Consider the following 17,723-nt stretch of genomic DNA (forward strand, 5'->3'; position numbering starts at 1 on the left):
CGTAACAATAGTAGACGAAAAACGAAGGAGCAAGCGGCAATGGCACAGGAGGTTTCGGCAGCGGCGGTCTTGATCCGCGATGCGCGCGAAGAGGACATGGCGGCCGTGATGGAGATCTACAATGACGCCGTCGCCAATACGACCGCGATCTGGAACGACGCCCTTGTCGACCTGGACAACCGCCTCGAATGGTTTCGCGGCCGGCGCGACCGCGGCTTCCCGGTGCTTGTCGCCGAACTGGACGGCGCGGTGGTCGGCTATGCTTCCTATGGCGACTGGCGCGCCTTCGACGGCTATCGCCACACCGCCGAACATTCCATCTATGTGCACAAGGATGCCCGTGGCAACGGCATCGGTCGCACGCTGCTCGGCGCGCTGATCGAGCGCGCGCGCGCATCCGGCATCCACGTCATGATCGCGGGTATTGAGGCGAAGAACGAGGCGTCGATCCGCCTGCACGAGAGCTTCGGCTTCCGCACCGTCGGGTGCTTCCGCGAAGTGGGCACCAAGTTCGGCCGCTGGCTGGACCTGACCTGCATGGAACTCTGCGTGCAACATCCCATGCAAAACAGGGACTTGGTGGCGTAGGCGGAATCTTTTTCACAGGACACGACATCAAGGTGTAACTTTGCGAGACGGTCTCGATCTCCGTCGTGATTCACGAGGCTACCCGCTTCCGTCTTCCCGGCCTTGAGCCGGGATGCGGACGCAAGAAGGCTGGATTCCGGCTCGGGGCCGGAATGACGGAAGCGGAAGGTCTCATACTCATGCAACGCTGGTGTCGCGTATTGTGAATCTTCCCGTGATGCCGTGCCCATTCGCCAGGGCAGAAGCTCCGCCCCGGAATCAGTTTTTCAACGTTGCAAGCCAGCGCGCTGAACCGAAAAGGATTTTCGGCCTTTCGGCCTACTTTTCCTCGAACGTCAGCGCCACGCCGTTCATGCAGAAGCGCAAGCCATGTGGCGGGGGGCCGTCCGGAAAGACGTGGCCGAGATGGGCGTCGCAATCCGCGCAGCGGATCTCGATCCGGTTCATGCCGTAGGAGAGGTCGCGGTGGCTCGTCACCGCACCCGACTCGATCGGCTGGGTGAAGCTCGGCCAGCCGGTCCCGGAGTTGAATTTCGCCTCCGAACTGTAGAGCGGGCGGTCGCAGCAGACGCAGTGATAGGTGCCTGTCTTCGAACTGTCGAAATCCGGGCTGGAAAACGCCCGTTCCGTGCCGTGCTCGCGGGTGATGCGGTATTGCTCCGGCGTCAGCAACTGCCGCCATTCCTCGTCCGTCTTGAAAACCTTCAGCTTTGCATTCTCACTCATGGGCGTCTCCTTCGGTCCCCTATGTAGGGTGCAAAAGCAGGTAATAACATGGATGTGTTCGCCAAAATGCCCGGTCGTTGCTTTCCATGCAGGAGGATTTCGGCCATACAGGCCCGCAATCAGTTCGCCGAGCCGTAGCGCGGCATTTGACTGTCGCCGCGACGAAGGTTCTATGGTCGGCAATCGGTGCGGGGCAAGGGCAGTGCCGGCACGTCCGAAGGCGCGCTGCGGTAGCGTGGTTGGGGAGAAGGAATGCATACAGGCATGATGGCCATGACGTTCGTCGCTTTCTGTCTGCCCTTTGCGGGCGCGCTGGCCGCACCCCTCCTGACCCGTCTCCTTGGTCATCGCGCCGCCCTGCCGCTGGCGCTTTTCCCGCTGGCGATCTTCCTGCACTTCGCGCAGCTTCTGCCGGAAATCGGCCGCGGCGAAATCGTCACCGGCGGCTACATGTGGGTGCCGCACTACAATGTCAGCTTTTCCTGGCTGATCGACGGTCTCTCGCTGACCTTCCTGCTGCTGATCTCCGGTATCGGCGCGCTGATCGTTCTCTATTCCGGCGCTTACCTGAAGGGCCATCCGCATCAGGCGCGCTTCTTCTCCTTCATCCTGATGTTCATGGGCGCCATGCTGGGCCTCGTGGCGTCGGACAGCTTCCTGATGCTGTTCGTCTTCTGGGAACTGACTTCCATCACCTCGTTCCTGCTGATCGGCTTCGATCATGCGCGGGAGGCGTCGCGCCGGGCTGCGCTGCAGGCGCTGGTCGTCACCGGCGGCGGCGGACTGATGCTGCTCGCGGGGCTGCTGGTCATCTGGGACGTCACCGGCGTCACCCAGCTGTCGCTGCTGCTGTCCTTCGGCCCCGAGGTGCGCGCAAGCCCGTTCTATGTCGCGATCCTGGTGCTGGTGCTGGGCGGTGCCTTTACGAAATCCGCGCAGTTCCCCTTCCATTTCTGGCTGCCGAACGCGATGGAGGCGCCGACGCCGGTCTCCGCCTACCTGCATTCGGCGACGATGGTGAAGGCCGGCGTCTACCTGCTGATGCGCCTCAACCCCGTTCTCGGCGGCACGACGCCGTGGGAGACGATCCTGCCGGCCTTCGGCGGGTTGACGCTGCTCGTCGGCGCCGTCCTCTCGATCCGGCAGACCGACCTGAAGCTCATGCTGGCCTATACCACCGTCGCATCGCTCGGCCTGCTCGTCATGCTGACCGGCTTCGGCTCCGAACATGCGGCGGCAGCCGCCGCCCTCTATCTGGTGGCGCACTCGCTGTTCAAGGGCGCGCTCTTCATGGTCGCCGGCCTTGTCGACCACGAGACCGGCACGCGCGACATCACCCGGCTCGGCGGGCTTGGCCGCGCCATGCCGCTGACCTTCGCAGCCGCAGTCCTGGCGGCGCTTTCGATGGGCGGATTGCCGCCCTTCTTCGGCTTCCTCGCCAAGGAAGAGGTTTATGTGGCGCTTTCGGGCGGCAGCCTGCGTTCGGCGGCGTTCATGCTGGCTGCGGTGATCGGCAACGCGCTGATGTTCGCCGTGGCCTTCGCAATCGCCCTGAAGCCGTTCCTCGGCCCCCGCGTCGCGACGCCGAAGGCGCCGCATGAGGGGCCGGCGCTGTTGTGGCTCGGTCCGATGCTGCTTGCCGCCTGCGGCCTTGCGGCCGGCCTGATGTCGGCTGAGGTCCACGCGCTAGTCACGTCGCCGCTCGCGTCCGCGATCGCCGGGCAACCGCAGGCGGTAACCGTTTCGGCCATGCCGCATGCCAGCCTTGCGCTGCTCCTCTCTGCCGTTACCATCCTGCTCGGCGTCGTCTTCTTCCTGCTTCTGGATCGCGCACGCCGCGCCGCCGACCGGCTGGTGGAGGACATCGGCTGGGGGCCGGATCGGGGCTTCGACCAGTTCATGGCCGGCCTCGTGCGCTTCTCGCACCGGCTGGCGCTGCTGCTGCAGCCCGGCCGGATGGAAGTCTATCTCACCGTGACCTTCGTCGTCGTTGCCGCAGCACTCTTGCTGCCGATAGCCTGGTACGGCGAGTGGCCGCGCCTGCCGATCTGGCCGGCCGATGCGCAATTCCACGAGCTTGCGGTGATGGCGCTGGCGCTCGCCGGCGTCTTCGGCGTGCTGTCGGCGACGAACAGGCTGAACGCCATCCTCGCGCTCGGCATCCAGGGCTTCGCCGTGGCGCTGCTGTTCCTGCTGTTCGGTGCGCCCGACCTGTCCTTCACCCAGTTCATGGTCGAGACGTTGTCGGTCGTCATCCTGACGCTGGTGATGACCCGGCTGCGCCTGCAGCCGCGCGATGCCCGCCCGCTTTCGCAGAAACTGCCCGATGCCGCGCTTGCGATCGCCTGCGGGCTCGGCTTCTCGCTCTATCTCCTGCGGGTCACGCAGGGCCGCTTCGATCCCGTCCTGACGGAGTTCTTCAACCTCTATTCCAAGGCGATCGCGCACGCCGCCAATGTCGTCAATGTCATCATCGTCGACTTCCGCGGCACCGATACGCTGGGCGAGATCGCCGTCGTCATGGCGACCGGCCTTGCCATCCTCTCGCTGATCCGCATCCGCAAGTCCGTCGCGGGACCTGCCACGACAGCCACCGGCGCAACGAAGGCCGCGGCAGGGGAGCCCCAGCGATGAACACCGTCATCTTCCGCACGCTCGCCCCCTTCCTGACCGCACTGATGCTGCTCTTCTCGGTGTTCGTGCTGCTGCGCGGCCACAACGAGCCCGGCGGCGGCTTTATCGGCGGGCTGATCGCGGCCTCGGCGCTGGCGATCTACGGGATCGGGCGCGGCATCCAGCCGGTGCGCCAGGCGCTGTGGTTCCACCCGATGACGATAGCAGCCTTCGGCCTGCTGCTTGCCTGCGTCGCCGGGCTGGTCTCGATGGTAGCAGCCGTCCCCTTCATGACGGGGCTGTGGATCTATCCGAGCCTCTTCGGCGTCGAGGTCCCGCTGTCCACCGTGATGCTGTTCGACCTCGGCGTCTATCTCGTCGTGGTCGGCGCCATCACCTCGATCGCGCTGGCGCTGGAGCGGGAGGATATCTGATGGAAGTGCTCTTCTCCCTCCTCGTCGGCGTCTTTTTCGCCGCTGCCGTCTATCTGATGCTGTCGAAGTTTCTCGTGCGCATCCTCCTCGGCGTCGCGATCCTCGGCAATGCGGTCAATCTGCTGCTGTTCACCAGCGGACGCATCCTGCGTGAGGTGCCGCCGGTCATTCCCGCCGGTCTCGACCGGCAGGTGGCCGTGACCGCCAACCCGCTGCCGCAGGCGCTGATCCTGACGGCGATCGTCATCTCCTTTTCGTTCTTCGCCTTCCTGCTGGTGCTGTCCTATCGCGCCTTTCAGGATCTCGGCACCGACAACGCCAATGACATGCGCGTCGCCGAGCCGGTGGCGGACAGCGCGCCTCCGACCGGATACTGACACCCCATGGCCGCACCCGCAGGTTCCTCGATCGATCTGTCTGCCGCGCTCGTGCTGGCGCCGGCCCCGCTTGCCGACTGGCTGGTGATCCTGCCGGTCGCCTGGTGCCTGGTGAGCGGCGCCGTGCTGCTGATGCTGCGCAAGAACCTGCACATCCAGCCGCTGCTCGCCATCCTGGCGCTTGCCGTTCTCGTCGTGCTGGACGGCCTGCTTCTGTGGCGCGTTATCGAGGGCGGCCCGCTGACCATGGTGATGGGCCGCTGGTTGCCGCCCTTCGGCATCGCCTTCACCGCCGATCTCACCGGCGCGCTGTTTGCGTTGTTCTCCGCGCTGGTGGCGCTGGCCGGCGGCGTCTTCGCCGTGCAGAACATCGACGGCTCCGGCCGCCGCTACGGCTTCTATCCGTTCCTGCTGCTTTTGATGGCGGGCGTGTCCGGCGCGTTCCTGACCGGCGACATCTTCAACCTCTATGTCTGGTTCGAGGTGCTGCTGATCTCGTCCTTCGGGCTGCTCGTGCTCGGCTCCGAGCCAAAGCAGATCGACGGCGCGGTCAAGTATGCCTTCCTCAACCTCGTGGCGACGACGCTGTTTCTGATCGCGGTCGGCTATCTCTACGGCCTGTTCGGCACACTCAACATGGCCGACATCGCCATCAAGGCGGCCGAGCGCCGGGCGGACCTGCCGCTGATGACGCTGGCCACCCTGTTCGTCCTTGCCTTCGGCATGAAGGCGGCGGCCTTCCCGGTCAATTTCTGGCTGCCGGCCTCCTATCATACGCCGCGCATCGTCGTCTCCGCGCTGTTCGCCGGGCTGCTGACCAAGGTCGGCATCTATTCCCTCCTGCGCGTCATGGTCATGCTGTTTCCCGTCGAACGCGAGGAATTGAGCTTCGTCATCGCCGTGGCGGCGGCTGCAACCATGCTTCTCGGCGCGCTCGGCGCCATCGGCCAGAGCGACATCCGCCGTCTGCTCGGCTATCTCGTGGTTTCCGGCATCGGCGTGATGCTGGCCGGCATTGCCGTGGGCGGTCCCGGCGTCGCCGGCGCGATCTTCTATGCGCTCCATTCCATGGTGGTGATGACGGCGCTCTACATGGCAAGCGGTGTGGCGGGCCGGCTGTCCGGCACCTTCGACCTAAACGGGGCAGGAGGGCTTTATGGCCGCACGGCCTATTTCTCCGCCCTGTCCCTCGTCCTGTTCCTGTCGGTCGCGGGCATGCCGCCGTTCTCCGGCTTCTGGCCGAAGGTGATGGTAGCAAAGGCTGCGATCGATATCGGCGCGTGGTGGCTGGCGGGCTCGGTCCTCCTGACCGGTTTCCTGACGATGATCGCGGTCGGTCGCGTCTGGGCGCTTGCCTACTGGCGGCCATCAACTACGCCGGCAGGCGAGGGGGCAGGGCCGGGGCCTGCGGCCATCCTGCCGCTGTCCGCACTCGTGCTCGTTACCGTGCTGGTCGGCCTGTTCCCCGATCCGCTGCTGTCGCAGATCCAGGCGGCGGCGAGCCTGCTGGCCGATCCCTCCGCCTATATCGATTCCGTCTTCCCGCATGGAGCGCGATGATGAAGCTGGTCATTCCCGCAGTGGTGTTCGCCATGATCTGGGCCGCCGTTACCGGCAGCCTGTCGCCGCTCAACGTGATCCTCGGCTTTCTGCTCGGTCTTCTGGCGCTCTGGCTTATCCGTCGCGATTTCGCAGGCAACCGCACGGCCTTCCGCCCCTTGCGGCTTCTGGCGCTCGCCGCCCTTTTCGTCAAGGAACTGGCGCTGTCGGCCTGGCGGGTCGCCGTCCTCGTCGCAAGCCCGCGCATGGCGCTTCGGCCCGGCATCTTCGCCTTTCCGCTCACGGTCGATCGCGACATCGAGATCACGCTGCTGGCGAACCTGATCACGCTGACGCCGGGAACGCTGTCCGTCGACGTCTCCGACGACCGCCGGTTCCTCTATGTGCACGCGCTCGACTGTTCCGATCCCGTGGCCACCAGGCGCGATATCGCCGACGGCTTCGAGCGCAAGATCCTGGAGGCGCTCCGCTGATGACCGCCCATACGATCGTCCTTGCCGCATCCTCCTTCGCGCTCTTCATGATGTGCGTCGCCTTCTTTCTCACCGCATGGCGGGTGATCAAGGGGCCGACGCTGCCGGACCGGATCGTCGCGCTCGACATGCTGGTGGCGATCGCGATCGGCTTCCTCGCCGTCGTCGCGATCAAGACCGGCTTCAACCTCTACGTCGATATCGCCATATCGCTCGGACTGGTCGGCTTCCTGGCGACGGTGGCGCTCGCCCGCTTCGTCCTCAGCCAGGGCATGCCGGAGGACGACCGCGACCCGCTGGCTTCCCCGGCGGCCCGCGGCGCGCGGTTGCCTGAACAGCGGCGGAAACGTTCGCCCGCCAAGCGAAAGGGGCGCTGAGATGGATATCCTGCTCGCTCTTGTCGTTGCCGTGCTGCTGGTGGTCGGCGGTCTCTTTGCCTTGCTGGCTGCCATCGGTATCGTGCGTCTTCCCGATGTCTATACGCGTATGCACGCCGCCTCCAAGGCGGGCACGGTCGGCTCCAGCCTCATGCTTGTCGCCGCCGGTCTCCATTCGGGGGAGTTCGCCACCTTCGCGCGCGCCTTTGCCGGCGTGGTCTTCTTCATCCTGACCGCGCCTGTGGCGGCGCATCTGGTGGCCAAGGCGGCACACCAGGCCGGATACCGGTTGTCGCGCGGCGCAGTCTGCGACGACATGCGTGACAAGGCCAAGAACTGAGCTGCAACTACATTCCGTTGCGGCATCTTTGGTCGGACATATTTTTCTTGCCGCCTCACCCGAATGGGGGATGTACAAGAATCACTTGATCCGCGCCAAAATAATATTGGACTTTGCGGAAAACGATGTTATTCCACTCCAAGTAAAGCTGCTGTGTTGATTTTACTTGCGCGACCAGCTCCAGTCTAAGTTGCGACCTTTCTAAAGTGCTCTTTTTCGGGCGCCGTCGTGACAAAGATTTGGATCGATGAGGGGCGCTTCGGAAACGGAAGTAATATTAGCTATCTGTGAAATCTGCCTCCCGGGGGAGGTCCTTTCAAGGACGCGGACAGGTTCACCCAGCCCTGACAAGGTTAGCTTTGCGTAAGATCGCAGTTTGTTCCGTCTTCGCATGCCTTGCGACGGGCGGTTCAACCGACAGGAGAAGAAAATGACTGAGATTTCCGACGGCAACGGCTCGAATTTGCTGGTAGAATTGACTGCCGACATCGTTGCCGCCTATGTCAGCAACCACGTCGTCCCCGTTTCCGAACTTTCGACTTTGATCGCCGACGTACACACCGCGCTGAACAACACGTCGCAACCGGTTGTTGTTGCCGAGGTACCCGTCCCGGCGGAAAAGCCGAAGCCCCCGGTACCGATCCGCAAGTCGGTGCAGAACGACTTCATCATCTGCCTCGAAGACGGCCAGAAGTTCAAGTCGCTCAAGCGCCACCTGATGACCCACTACGGCATGACCCCGGAGGAGTACCGCGAGAAGTGGGACCTTCCGGCCGATTATCCGATGGTTGCGCCCGCCTATGCCGAGGCGCGTTCGCGTCTGGCCAAGGAGATGGGCCTCGGTCAGCGCCGCAAGGCCCGCCGCTGACGCGCGTTCCGGCGCTCCGAGCGAGGCCGGGGATAGCCATAAAGCCTCCTCGATGCGCGGCACAGCCGCCTGCACGAGGAAGCCGAAAAACCGAACCGGGCCTTCGCGCCCGGTTTTTTGCACCCCGGCAAAGGAAAAAAAGCCTAGATCGGGGACGTTTATTTACATTTTCCTTATGATTTCAATGAATGGTTGTGCCGCTGCGCTTCATTCATCCCCGCCTCTTGCGTAGGGTGTATGAATAAATTCCTATCAACGGAGTGAGCAATCATGCACGACCCTGGCCCGGCCCCCCATCGAACCCCCGGTACAGCGCCCGAGGCGACCGAAGGCGGAGTCCGCCACCCCGTCAAGCGATCCCGCCGGTCCCGCGGTACGGCACGCTTCGGCGCGCGCCGCAGCCGGCTTCTGTCGGTAATGCAGTCCGGCGGCGGTGCGTTCGATCGTACCGAGCCGGCCGTGCGCTCGGTCTGCCGTATTGTCCGCCAGTTGGTCGCCGAGCTTCTGGCGCTGGCCAGCGACCGGCAGATGCGCCGGCGCAACGGCCGCCGGGCGGCCGCCCATGTCCGCCAGATCGCCATGTATGTCTGCCATGTGGCGCTGCAGATCTCCTTCGTGGAGATCGCAGCCGCCTTCGGCCGCGATCGCACCACGGTCAGCCACGCCTGCAACGCGGTCGAGGACCGGCGCGACGACTGCGCCTTCGACGATTTCGTCGCCACCGTCGAGCGCATCGCGCTTTCGATCTTCGCAAGTGCCGGGGCGATCGAGCATGAGTGAGAAAAAATCCACCTTGGCCGCCGGCGCCGGCAAGCCGCTCGCATCGTTGCTGCGTTTTCTTGTGGCAGCCGGAAAGGCGAGGATCGACGCCGGGGATCCCGTCCGTCTTGAGGCCGAAAACGGCCGGACGGCGATGGTTCCTGCGGACGTCGTGCGTGAAGCGGTTCGGCTCGGGCTGGCGCTCCGAAACGGTGATGCGCTTTCGGCCGCCGCCGGCACGAAGACCTATCTGCGTCGCCTTCTGGCCGGCGCGGAAGGTTATCAGGACCAGCACCGCGACATCGCCGCGCGCACGGTCGAGACCGCCGCCGGCCGGCAGGCGGTGCGGGTCAATCAGTTGGAGTCGCCGCTATCAGCGCTGGTGCGCCTGAAGGACAAGGCCGGGACGCCGTATCTCAGCGAGGATGCCGTTGCCGCCGGCGAGCGCCTCGCGCGCGATTTCCTTCGGTGCGGCTTGCAACCGCGGCTGACGATGAGTTGGGAGCCGCGTCTTGCCGGCCGCAATGGCGGTGAGCCGGGGCAGGCGCGCGAGATCTCCGATACGGCGGTGGCGGCGCGGCAGCGCCTGCAGGCTGCCATCGAGGCCATGGGGCCGGAGCTTGCCGGCGTCGCTCTCGACATCTGCTGCTTCATGAAGGGACTGGAGACGGTGGAACGCGAGCGCCAGTGGCCGGTGCGTTCCGCCAAGCTGATGCTGCGCGCGGCCCTGATGGCGCTGTCGCGCCACTACGAGCCGGCGCCATCCGCGCAGCGGCGCAGCCACGCCTGGGGCGCGGAGGGTTTCCGGCCCGACATGGCCGCCCGTTTCTGCCGGCCGGATTGAGACGGGGGAACGCGAGGTGATGGAAGGCCGCTGCCGTCTCAGGCGGCGACCCGCACCGTTGCCTCCTCGCGAATGCGCCGCACCATGGATCGCAGCCCGTTGGCGCGCTGAGAGGAGAGATGCTCGACGAGGCCGATCTTGTTGAAGACTTCCAGCGCATCGGTCCGGGCGATCTCGGAGGCGTGCTTGCCGGAATAGACAGCCATAACGATGGCCACCAGGCCACGCACGATATGCGCGTCCGAATCGCCCTCGAAGGTCAGGACCGGGTCGCCGCCGCCGTCCGAATGGGTCACGAGCCAGACCTGGCTGGCGCAGCCCTGCACCTTGTTCTCCGACGTGCGCTTGTCTTCGCTCAGCTCCGGCAACGCCTTGCCGAGCTCGATGACATAGCGATAGCGGTCCTCCCACTCGTCGAGAAAGGCGAAGTCGTCGATGATCTGGGCGAGGTCTGTCATGTCGTGTCCCGTTGGTCTTCTGCCGGAACATATAATACCAATGATAGATGATAGAAACCTATTGCGCCGGATCGATTTTGGTTTCCGGCGAGGCGAAAACCGCATCCGGACCAACCGGTCTGGAGAGGATTTTCAACGACGGCCGGAAATCAAAAGCGACCGGCCCTGCGGGTGGCCTCTATCCGGTCCCCGGCGGCGTCAAAATCCTCGCACGATGCCTTGGCATCGCGCTGCGGTCTTTTCCTTGCTGGATGACCTGCGGCAAAAAAAACGCCGCGAGGCATGGGCATCCTCGCGGCGGCTGTAAACAGCGACAGTTCAGGCAGTAATGGAAAATATCAGGATGCGGGATCGGGACGGCGCGAGGGAACGGCGATCGTGCCGGTGACGACGCCATCCGGCTCGGCTGTGGCCTTGTGCGCCTGTTCGTCCGCCGGCACTGCAAGCGCGGGCATCGGCTGGTCGAGGGCGGCTGCGGTGTCGCCGGCCTGTTCGGCCGGGTCGGCGAACTGGGAGTCCAGCAGCTTGTAGGCCACATGCGCGCCCTCGCGGGCCCGGTGCCCCAGCGCCACGAAGGCTTCGGCGCCCTTCTGGCAGACGTCGGGCTTCTCCAGGCAGAGATCGGAAAGATAGCTGATAGCTTCACTCGCCGCGCTCACGGTATTGCCGAGTTCCATGGTCGGCCCGTGTTCCAGCTTCTGCGTCGATTCGCTGTCGAACAGCGGCAGAAGCACCAGAACAAGCGAGAACCAGAACGCTCCCTTGATCAGAAACCACATCGTCGTGCCCATCCTCAGTCTGCGGCGCCTGCCACTCTCTTGTCTATGGAGTGGCTTTGGCGTCCTTGCCGTCCGGTGCGACTCTTTCGGCCGCGGCCGTTTGTTGATGCGAGAATACGCAGGACAGGAAAATGGCCCTTTGCCGGAATCACTCGGGTTTTCCTCAAATTTGCATAAAACTTGAAGGAAGCGCCATTATCGGGCATTTCTCGCAAATTTTAGCGACTGTCGTTAAGCTTCGTGGCGAGAGTTGGGAGACGAAGCTCCGAAGAACCGGGCCTTCACCGTCGAATGGCCCGGCACACAGGTTAACGCGAACGAAAAAATGCCGCATTTTGAGACGCTTACCCGCCGTTAACCACGAAGTTCAAATGCCGCCCGTATCGCTTTGAAACAGGCTTTTTCGGCCCTTTCGGGGGCTTTCCGACCGCCGATGTTTATCCTTTTCTAAGTCGCCGGTGCGATTCTGCGACCAGATAAAAGAACAACAGACGGCAGGGTATTGCGTGCGTCTTCTGAGTGACATCGCTGACAGAATGGCAGCCATTGCGGCCGCTGTTACGGGTGAGTTTTGTGCGGCCGGCACGGATGTCGGCACGCCTGCCGGCCTGCGCGCGATTCTGTTGTCCTCGCTCGTCGCCGTACCCGTGCTGCCGCTTGCGCTCTGCGCCGTCATGCCGGTTTCCGCAGCGCTGCCGGCAGGTGCTGCCCTTGCTGCTTCGGGCGGCCTGCTGGCCACGGCTGCGGCTTCCGTCGTCTCGCGCCGCCGTTCTGGTCAAAGGGTTCAGATCGCCATCAGCGCAGCCCCCGATCCGGCCGCCAGCTACGATCTCTTCGCCGGCCTCGTCACCGTCCACGATCCGCGGGGCCATGTCACCGCCGTCCACGGGCGCGATCGCGAGGCCCTGCTGAAGCCCATGCGCGATCCGTTCGGGCGCGGCTTCATCGACCAGATCCATGTGTCCGACCGGCTGGGTTTCCTCCAGGCGATCGACCGGCTGCGCCAGGGCGAAGCCCATGCGAGCATCGACATCCGCCTCGAACAGGGGCGTGCCGGCGAGGCGAGCGGGCAGTTCCTGCATGTGCGCACGGAGATGACCGCCGTTCGCGACACCGCCGGCCTTCTGGCCTCGATCGTCGCCCAGTCGCGCGACATCTCCGAGGAAGCCCGACTGCGCAGCGACAGCGCGCGCAAGGCCGCCGAGGCCGAATCGGCCAACGACGCCAAGACCCGCTTCCTGGCCGCCGTCAGCCACGAACTGCGCACGCCGCTGAACGCGATCCTCGGCTTTTCCGATATCCTGGCCGGGGAGTACTTCGGCCGGCTGGAGAACGACCGCCAGCGCGAATACGTCGCCCTGATCCATCAGTCCGGCGGACACCTGCTGTCTGTCGTCAACACCATGCTTGATGTCAGCAAGATCGAGGCGGGTCGCTACGAGCTTCTGCTGGAACCCTTCGCCGTTGCCGATAGCGTGAACACCTGCGAACAGATGCTGGCGCTGCAGGCCCGCCAGAAGGGCGTGCGCTTGACGAGCCGCGTGCCGCACGACATCGGCGAGGCCGTGGCCGACCAGCGCGCGCTGCAGCAAGTGCTGATCAATCTCGTCGGCAACGCCATCAAGTTCACCGACAAGGGCGGCATCGTCACCATCGACGCCTCGCGCGCGGGCCGTAATCTCGTCCTCAGCGTCAGCGATACCGGCATCGGCATTCCCGCCGAAAAGCTGGACATGATCGGCCAGCCCTTCGTCCAGGTCGAAAACGAATATACGCGCAAGTACGAGGGAACCGGTCTCGGCCTGTCGCTCGTCAAGGGGCTCGTCGCGCTGCATGGCGGAACCTTCGCCATCCACAGCGATCCGGGCGAGGGCACCCGCATCACCATCACCATCCCGGCCGATGGCGCGCCCGCGCCTGGCACTGGCGAGACCGGCGCTGTGATCAATGCCGGGGAATTCCCGCCGCGACTGTTTCCCCGCGAGCGGAACGATGCGATACGCATGCAGATGACGGAGGGTGCTCCCTCCGAAGCTGACAAGGACACAGGCTATGAAGGCAGGGGCCATGACGGCACGCGCGCGAAAACAGCCTGACCGCGGGCGCAATGCCGGCGCCCGCAAGCGGCAGGCTCCATCACCGGGTCTCCTCCAGCGCTCCATGGTCGCGCTCGGATCGTTCGCCGCGCGCCATCCGTCCGTGATCGGCGGCGGCGCCGCCTTTGCGGTCGTCTTCTCCTTCGTCGCGGCAAATGCGCTCTGGTACCAGCCGGGCGGTCATCCCTCGCCGATCATGAAGACCCGCTCCTCGCAGAACACGCTCGGCTTTTCCGCGCTCCGCGAGCCGCCCTCCGACGTCACCACCTTCGTCATCGAGCGCGAAGGGGAGGCGGGAGACGAGGCGCCGGCGCGTGCGGCCGCGCAGGTCTCCGGCCTCGTGCTGGACATCCAGACCGCACTTGCCAGCCAGGGCCTCTATGCAGCCGACCCCGACGGTGTCATGCAGAAGGAAACGGCCGATGCGATCCGCCGCTTCCAGCAGGCGCGCGGCCTTTCGGTGACCGGCGAGCCGAGCGAGGACCTGCTGGTCGAGCTCGGCGGCGTAGCCGCGCCGCGCGAGGTTGCGGTGCTGCCGACGGAGCGCCCGGCCGAGACGGCGGCGGAAAAGGATACGGGCACGGCGATCGACCCGGTCGCCGCGGCGATCCGCGCGGCCGAGGCCGAGTTGCCGCCAAGCCCGGCACCCGGGCCCGCCGCGCCGGGCCCGTCGGCCCAGTCAAGATCGGCCCCGTCAAGCGCGCCCCAGTCAAGTGCGCCCCAGTCAAGCGCTCTGGTGATGAAGATCCAGAAGGGGCTCAGCAACATCGCCTATGCCGACATCGCCGTCGACGGCGTCGCCGGCGAAAAGACGCGCGAGGCGATCCGCGCCTTCGAGAGACACTATCGCCTGCCCGCCACCGGCGAGCCGAACGAGATGGTGCTGAGCAAGCTCAAGGAAATCGGCGCGCTCTGAGGATTCAGGCACTTGCGTAACGGTCTCTTCCGGTGATGCCTGAATGCATCGAGAGCGGATGGTTTCGGTCCGGTCTCAGTCCCGCCCCTGCCGCTCCGTATCGGCTGGCACCTTCACAGGGCGCGCACTGGCGGCCTTTCTTGCTTCCTGCGGTCGAATATTTCTAGCCCCCGCCCGTTCTTAAGGTTTGGGTTCAATTCGATACGGGAAGAAATTTGATGGCCAAAGTTACCTGGTTTGCGTCCCTCGGCGACTACGGGACGTTCGACGAAAAATGGTTCGGTGAGATGCGGGCGTACAGCCACAGCTCGACCAAGGTGACGATGGTGGCGCCCAACGGGGTGAAGTTCAGCGTGACCGGCAAGGGTCTGAAGGTGGACGCCGATGGCGAGCCGACAAGCGGCACGATCAATTCCATCGTCTTCTACAGCCGCGACGGCGCGAAGCTGAACGAGTTCACCGGACTTTCCGTTTCCGCGGCTACGCTGCAGAAGACCATCAACGCCTATGGCTGGGAAGGCATGCGCATGGTGGCCCTGAAGGGAAATGACACCCTGATCGGCTCCTCCATTTCCGACCAGCTCTACGGCTATGACGGCAATGACGTCTTCAAGGCCGGAAAGGGCGACGACCGCATCTTTGCCTATAACGGCAACGATACGCTGAACGGCGAGGCCGGCGACGACTGGCTGATTGCCGGCAACGGCAAGGACAAGCTCCATGGCGGCAGCGGCAACGACGTCCTCAATGGCGGACTTGGCCGCGATGTGCTGGGCGGCGGCACCGGCGCGGACCTCTTCCTGTTCGTCGTTCCCGAGGAAAGCCCGCTCGCCTCGTCGAGCCGCGATGTCATCGTCGATTTCAGCCGCTCCCAGCGTGACAAGATCCAGCTCGACGTCATGGATGCCGACACGAAGAAGGCCGGCGACCAGGATTTTACCTTCATCGGCACCAAGGCGTTCACGGCCGCAGGACAGATCCGCTACGAGAAGAAGGGCGGCGACACCTTCGTCTACGGTAATGTCGATGCCGACAAGACGGCCGAATTCGCCATCGTCATCGACGCGTCGATCAACCTGAAGGCATCCGATTTCATCCTTTGACGGCAGCGCCCGGCGGCGGCAATCGTTGCCTCGGAAAACACGGGCGGCGAAAGCCATCGCAGGGGGAAGCCCCTCCCAACCCTCCCCACAAGGGGGAGGGCTTAACCCGCCCTTCCTGCCGAAAATTTTGCTTGGTCCTCTCCGCTGGAGCTCCGCTCGGGCAGGGCGGTTACGGTTTGCCCAATCCCCGCTCGTGGGGAGATGGCCGGCAGGCCAGAGGGGGATTTGCCGTGCCCGTCACCGTTCGGGAAAGCCGTGCGCCGCGCCAGCCGTTGCCTCGGCGGTCGATGACCGGTATGCAGGCGGGATGCGCCTGAAATCAGAGATCTTCGCATCAGCCCTGGTCCGCAACGTCTTTGCGCGCGGCGACTTCGCTGCAATCGAGCGCAAGGGTGCTTCCGACGGCGGCGCGATTTTCATCCGCCAGTCGTTTCGCGACGGCACCGAGACGCTCTACGCACCCGCACCGCAAAGCTTCTTTGAAGACGACGACAGCTCCCGCCGGCTGTTCGAGCGCCGCGTGCACAGCAGCGCCCGCGAGGACGTCACGGCGGCGCTGGAGCGCGAGGTGCGGTTCGACCCCGACCTCTGGATCGTCGCGCTGGAGGCCGATGACATCGGAGATCTGATCGATTTGGCCGAGACGGACGAAAAGAAAATCGACCCCAACGATTCTGTGTTCCGCCGGTAACCGGCTGGTAGGCAGAACCGTGCGACAAGGGTGCTCAGTAGCGGGCATGTCCTTAGTCCCGCTCGCCGGAGCTGCCACCATGTTCGTCGTTCTGCCCGCGCTCGCCGTTCTTATCGCCGCGATGTTCGTCGCCACCATGTATGCCGCCGTCGCGGCCGACCTGCGCGAAGGCAGGACGGAACGCCGCATCTTCTGATCGGCCATCAGATCCAGCAGCCTCCGACCGAAGGTTCTCCCTCATTCCGCACGCCGCCGCGCCGTTAGGGGTGGCTTGCTCCGGCGCCGGCCGTCAGGCGCGCAGCGCGCGGTTTCCCGCGCCATTGTCCCTGTGCTCGTCGCCGGTGTCGGAGTTTGCCGCCGTTTGAGGCTGCAGGGAATGCGTATAGGCGTCCGCCCGTCGCCAGCTCTCCACCCGCTCGATGCAGGCTGAGCGATCGAGGCCGGACAGCACGAGGTCGGCACGGCGGACGCTGCCGCTCGCCTGCGCGAGATGCGGATAGAGGCGCAAAAGCACGTAGGAACTGTCGGCACGGGGTGCGTCGAGCGCCACGAAGGCGGTCGCCAGTTGCTGGCCGGACACGTCGAGCAGGATGCGTTCGCTGAGCCACTGGCTGGCGTCGAGCGCGTCGGCCAGCACGACGCCCAGCATGCCGGTCTCGCCGGCGCGGGCGAAGCGGACGATCAGTGCCATATGCGCATCCTCGACGGGCGCAAGCGGCACAATACCGGCGTCCTGCGGCATCTGCGCGCGCGCCAGTGCCTTGATCTCATCGCGCAGCTCTTCCTCGCGCACCTGCCGGTCTGCTTCGGCAGCCGCTGCCGCCACCGCCTCGCTCGATGCGTTGTGCGTGCCGCGGCTGCGGTGGGTCTGGTGCAGCCCGACGAGGGCCTCGATCAGTTGCGGCGAGAGGTCGTCGCGCCGCTCGATCGCGCGCGCATGGTCGGGCGAAGCCTCGCGCAGGATCTCCAGAAGCACGCGCTGGCTCAGCGCCTGCGACCGCGTCAGAAAGATCGCCGCGATCGCGATCGGCTCGCGCGCGATGAAGAGCGAGGTCGGTTCAGGCAGGACGGCACATTGCGACAGCGCTGCAACCGCCTGTCGGCGCGCCTCGTCGCTGGAGGCGAGATAGAGTGGGACGAAGAGTTCGTGGAACTGTTTCAGATTGGAACGGGAAGGGCGGGCGAGACTTTCGAAACCGGATACGGTGGCCATGAGGACGATGTCCTTTGGCCGGCCCGCCTGCGGCTTTTCGAGTTCGCGAAACCTGTCCCCCACCACGCACCACTCTTTACGCAAATGCAGCCGTTCCCGGTGCCCGCCGGGCCGGCCCGCCTGGACGTCCGGATACGGCAGGACTGCCGCGGGTGGGCGGCCCTTGAGAGAACCGCAGCCGCTTGAACCGATTGATGGACAACAATTAGACGAAAAGAATTAGCAAGATGTTAACCGTAATGGCATTACGCTTCAGGCATAGGGATGGGCAGCTGCGCGCATGCAAGCCATGCTACCATCCAGACGGTTTCACGGGACTGTGTTGCGACAGTTTTCCGCGATAGCTGTACAAGGCAAGGTGCGATGCACCGGATACGCTTTGACTGGTAGGGGCGAGATTCTTTCCCGCATCGGGAAACCTTCATCAGCCCTCGATCATTCAGGGTACGATTGCGGCAATTGTGTTCCGCGTTTTTCATTGCTGCAATCGGGACGGATTCGGTGGCAC

Annotated in this window: 19 protein-coding genes; 15 read left to right on the forward strand and 4 right to left on the reverse strand. The window is 64.8% G+C overall.

Features of this window, described 5'->3' with window-relative positions; all coding sequences use genetic code 11:
* The first annotated feature begins 39 nt into the window (after positions 1-39).
* The gene (locus HV823_RS02605; RefSeq protein WP_176948208.1) at positions 40-588 is read left to right on the forward strand and encodes a GNAT family N-acetyltransferase; all 549 of its coding nucleotides are present in this window, start codon (positions 40-42) and stop codon (positions 586-588) included.
* Positions 589-906: 318 nt separating this feature from the next.
* On the opposite strand, the gene msrB is transcribed toward HV823_RS02605, so the two are convergent.
* The gene (msrB, locus tag HV823_RS02610) at positions 907-1,314 is read right to left on the reverse strand and encodes a peptide-methionine (R)-S-oxide reductase MsrB (protein WP_176948209.1); all 408 of its coding nucleotides are present in this window, start codon (positions 1,312-1,314) and stop codon (positions 907-909) included.
* 252 nt (positions 1,315-1,566) lie between these two features.
* On the opposite strand from msrB, the gene HV823_RS02615 reads away from it, so the two are divergent.
* From HV823_RS02615 to HV823_RS02660, 10 genes are all read left to right on the forward strand, one after another.
* Positions 1,567-3,948 (forward strand): putative monovalent cation/H+ antiporter subunit A, encoded by a 2,382-nt coding sequence (locus tag HV823_RS02615; RefSeq protein WP_176948210.1) that lies wholly within the window; start codon positions 1,567-1,569, stop codon positions 3,946-3,948.
* A complete protein-coding gene (locus HV823_RS02620) occupies positions 3,945-4,361 on the forward strand; it encodes a Na(+)/H(+) antiporter subunit B (RefSeq protein WP_176948211.1) in 417 nt (138 codons plus the stop codon). The genes HV823_RS02615 and HV823_RS02620 overlap by 4 nt, the downstream gene beginning before the upstream one ends.
* On the forward strand, positions 4,361-4,738 hold the full coding sequence (locus HV823_RS02625; RefSeq protein WP_176948212.1) for a Na+/H+ antiporter subunit C: 378 nt from the start codon (positions 4,361-4,363) through the stop codon (positions 4,736-4,738). Before HV823_RS02620 ends, HV823_RS02625 begins: the two co-directional genes overlap by 1 nt.
* Before the next feature lie 6 nt (positions 4,739-4,744).
* A complete protein-coding gene (locus HV823_RS02630) occupies positions 4,745-6,298 on the forward strand; it encodes a Na+/H+ antiporter subunit D (RefSeq protein ID WP_176948213.1) in 1,554 nt (517 codons plus the stop codon).
* Complete coding sequence (locus HV823_RS02635; RefSeq protein WP_176948214.1) at positions 6,298-6,771, forward strand: Na+/H+ antiporter subunit E; 474 nt, start codon at positions 6,298-6,300, stop codon at positions 6,769-6,771. The genes HV823_RS02630 and HV823_RS02635 overlap by 1 nt, the downstream gene beginning before the upstream one ends.
* Positions 6,771-7,148, forward strand: a complete 378-nt coding sequence (locus HV823_RS02640) for a cation:proton antiporter (protein ID WP_176948215.1) — start codon at positions 6,771-6,773, stop codon at positions 7,146-7,148. The genes HV823_RS02635 and HV823_RS02640 overlap by 1 nt, the downstream gene beginning before the upstream one ends.
* Before the next feature lies 1 nt (position 7,149).
* On the forward strand, positions 7,150-7,488 hold the full coding sequence (mnhG, locus tag HV823_RS02645; protein WP_176948216.1) for a monovalent cation/H(+) antiporter subunit G: 339 nt from the start codon (positions 7,150-7,152) through the stop codon (positions 7,486-7,488).
* Positions 7,489-7,918: 430 nt separating this feature from the next.
* Positions 7,919-8,356, forward strand: a complete 438-nt coding sequence (locus HV823_RS02650) for a Ros/MucR family transcriptional regulator (protein WP_097135883.1) — start codon at positions 7,919-7,921, stop codon at positions 8,354-8,356.
* Between the two features lie 270 nt (positions 8,357-8,626).
* Positions 8,627-9,136 (forward strand): helix-turn-helix domain-containing protein, encoded by a 510-nt coding sequence (locus HV823_RS02655; RefSeq protein WP_343051716.1) that lies wholly within the window; start codon positions 8,627-8,629, stop codon positions 9,134-9,136.
* Entirely contained in the window at positions 9,129-9,959 is an 831-nt protein-coding gene (locus HV823_RS02660; RefSeq protein ID WP_176948217.1) for a DUF6456 domain-containing protein, read from the forward strand. The genes HV823_RS02655 and HV823_RS02660 overlap by 8 nt, the downstream gene beginning before the upstream one ends.
* Positions 9,960-9,997: 38 nt before the next feature.
* Here the strand turns inward: HV823_RS02660 and HV823_RS02665 are convergent, their stop codons facing one another.
* Together HV823_RS02665 and HV823_RS02670 are read right to left on the reverse strand one after the other, a co-directional pair.
* Positions 9,998-10,417 carry a SufE family protein gene (locus tag HV823_RS02665; protein WP_176948218.1) on the reverse strand — a complete coding sequence of 140 codons (420 nt, stop codon included), beginning with the start codon at positions 10,415-10,417 and terminating at the stop codon, positions 9,998-10,000.
* Between the two features lie 338 nt (positions 10,418-10,755).
* A complete protein-coding gene (locus HV823_RS02670; RefSeq protein ID WP_176948219.1) occupies positions 10,756-11,196 on the reverse strand; it encodes a DUF5330 domain-containing protein in 441 nt (146 codons plus the stop codon).
* A gap of 506 nt (positions 11,197-11,702) precedes the next feature.
* On the opposite strand from HV823_RS02670, the gene HV823_RS02675 reads away from it, so the two are divergent.
* The 4 genes from HV823_RS02675 to HV823_RS02690 all read left to right on the forward strand — a co-directional run bounded on the left by HV823_RS02675 (position 11,703) and on the right by HV823_RS02690 (position 16,002).
* A complete protein-coding gene (locus HV823_RS02675) occupies positions 11,703-13,292 on the forward strand; it encodes a sensor histidine kinase (RefSeq protein ID WP_425487629.1) in 1,590 nt (529 codons plus the stop codon).
* Positions 13,264-14,208: a peptidoglycan-binding domain-containing protein gene (locus HV823_RS02680; RefSeq protein WP_176948650.1), complete on the forward strand. Its 945-nt coding sequence runs from the start codon at positions 13,264-13,266 to the stop codon at positions 14,206-14,208. Before HV823_RS02675 ends, HV823_RS02680 begins: the two co-directional genes overlap by 29 nt.
* Positions 14,209-14,426: 218 nt before the next feature.
* The gene (locus HV823_RS02685) at positions 14,427-15,311 is read left to right on the forward strand and encodes a calcium-binding protein (protein WP_176948221.1); all 885 of its coding nucleotides are present in this window, start codon (positions 14,427-14,429) and stop codon (positions 15,309-15,311) included.
* Between the two features lie 307 nt (positions 15,312-15,618).
* The gene (locus tag HV823_RS02690; protein ID WP_176948222.1) at positions 15,619-16,002 is read left to right on the forward strand and encodes a DUF1491 family protein; all 384 of its coding nucleotides are present in this window, start codon (positions 15,619-15,621) and stop codon (positions 16,000-16,002) included.
* A gap of 289 nt (positions 16,003-16,291) precedes the next feature.
* On the opposite strand, the gene HV823_RS02695 is transcribed toward HV823_RS02690, so the two are convergent.
* On the reverse strand, positions 16,292-17,281 hold the full coding sequence (locus HV823_RS02695; RefSeq protein ID WP_176948223.1) for a hypothetical protein: 990 nt from the start codon (positions 17,279-17,281) through the stop codon (positions 16,292-16,294).
* Between the last annotated feature and the right edge of the window lie 442 nt (positions 17,282-17,723).

The organism is Mycoplana rhizolycopersici (assembly GCF_013378445.1).
Classification (GTDB): domain Bacteria; phylum Pseudomonadota; class Alphaproteobacteria; order Rhizobiales; family Rhizobiaceae; genus Mycoplana; species Mycoplana rhizolycopersici.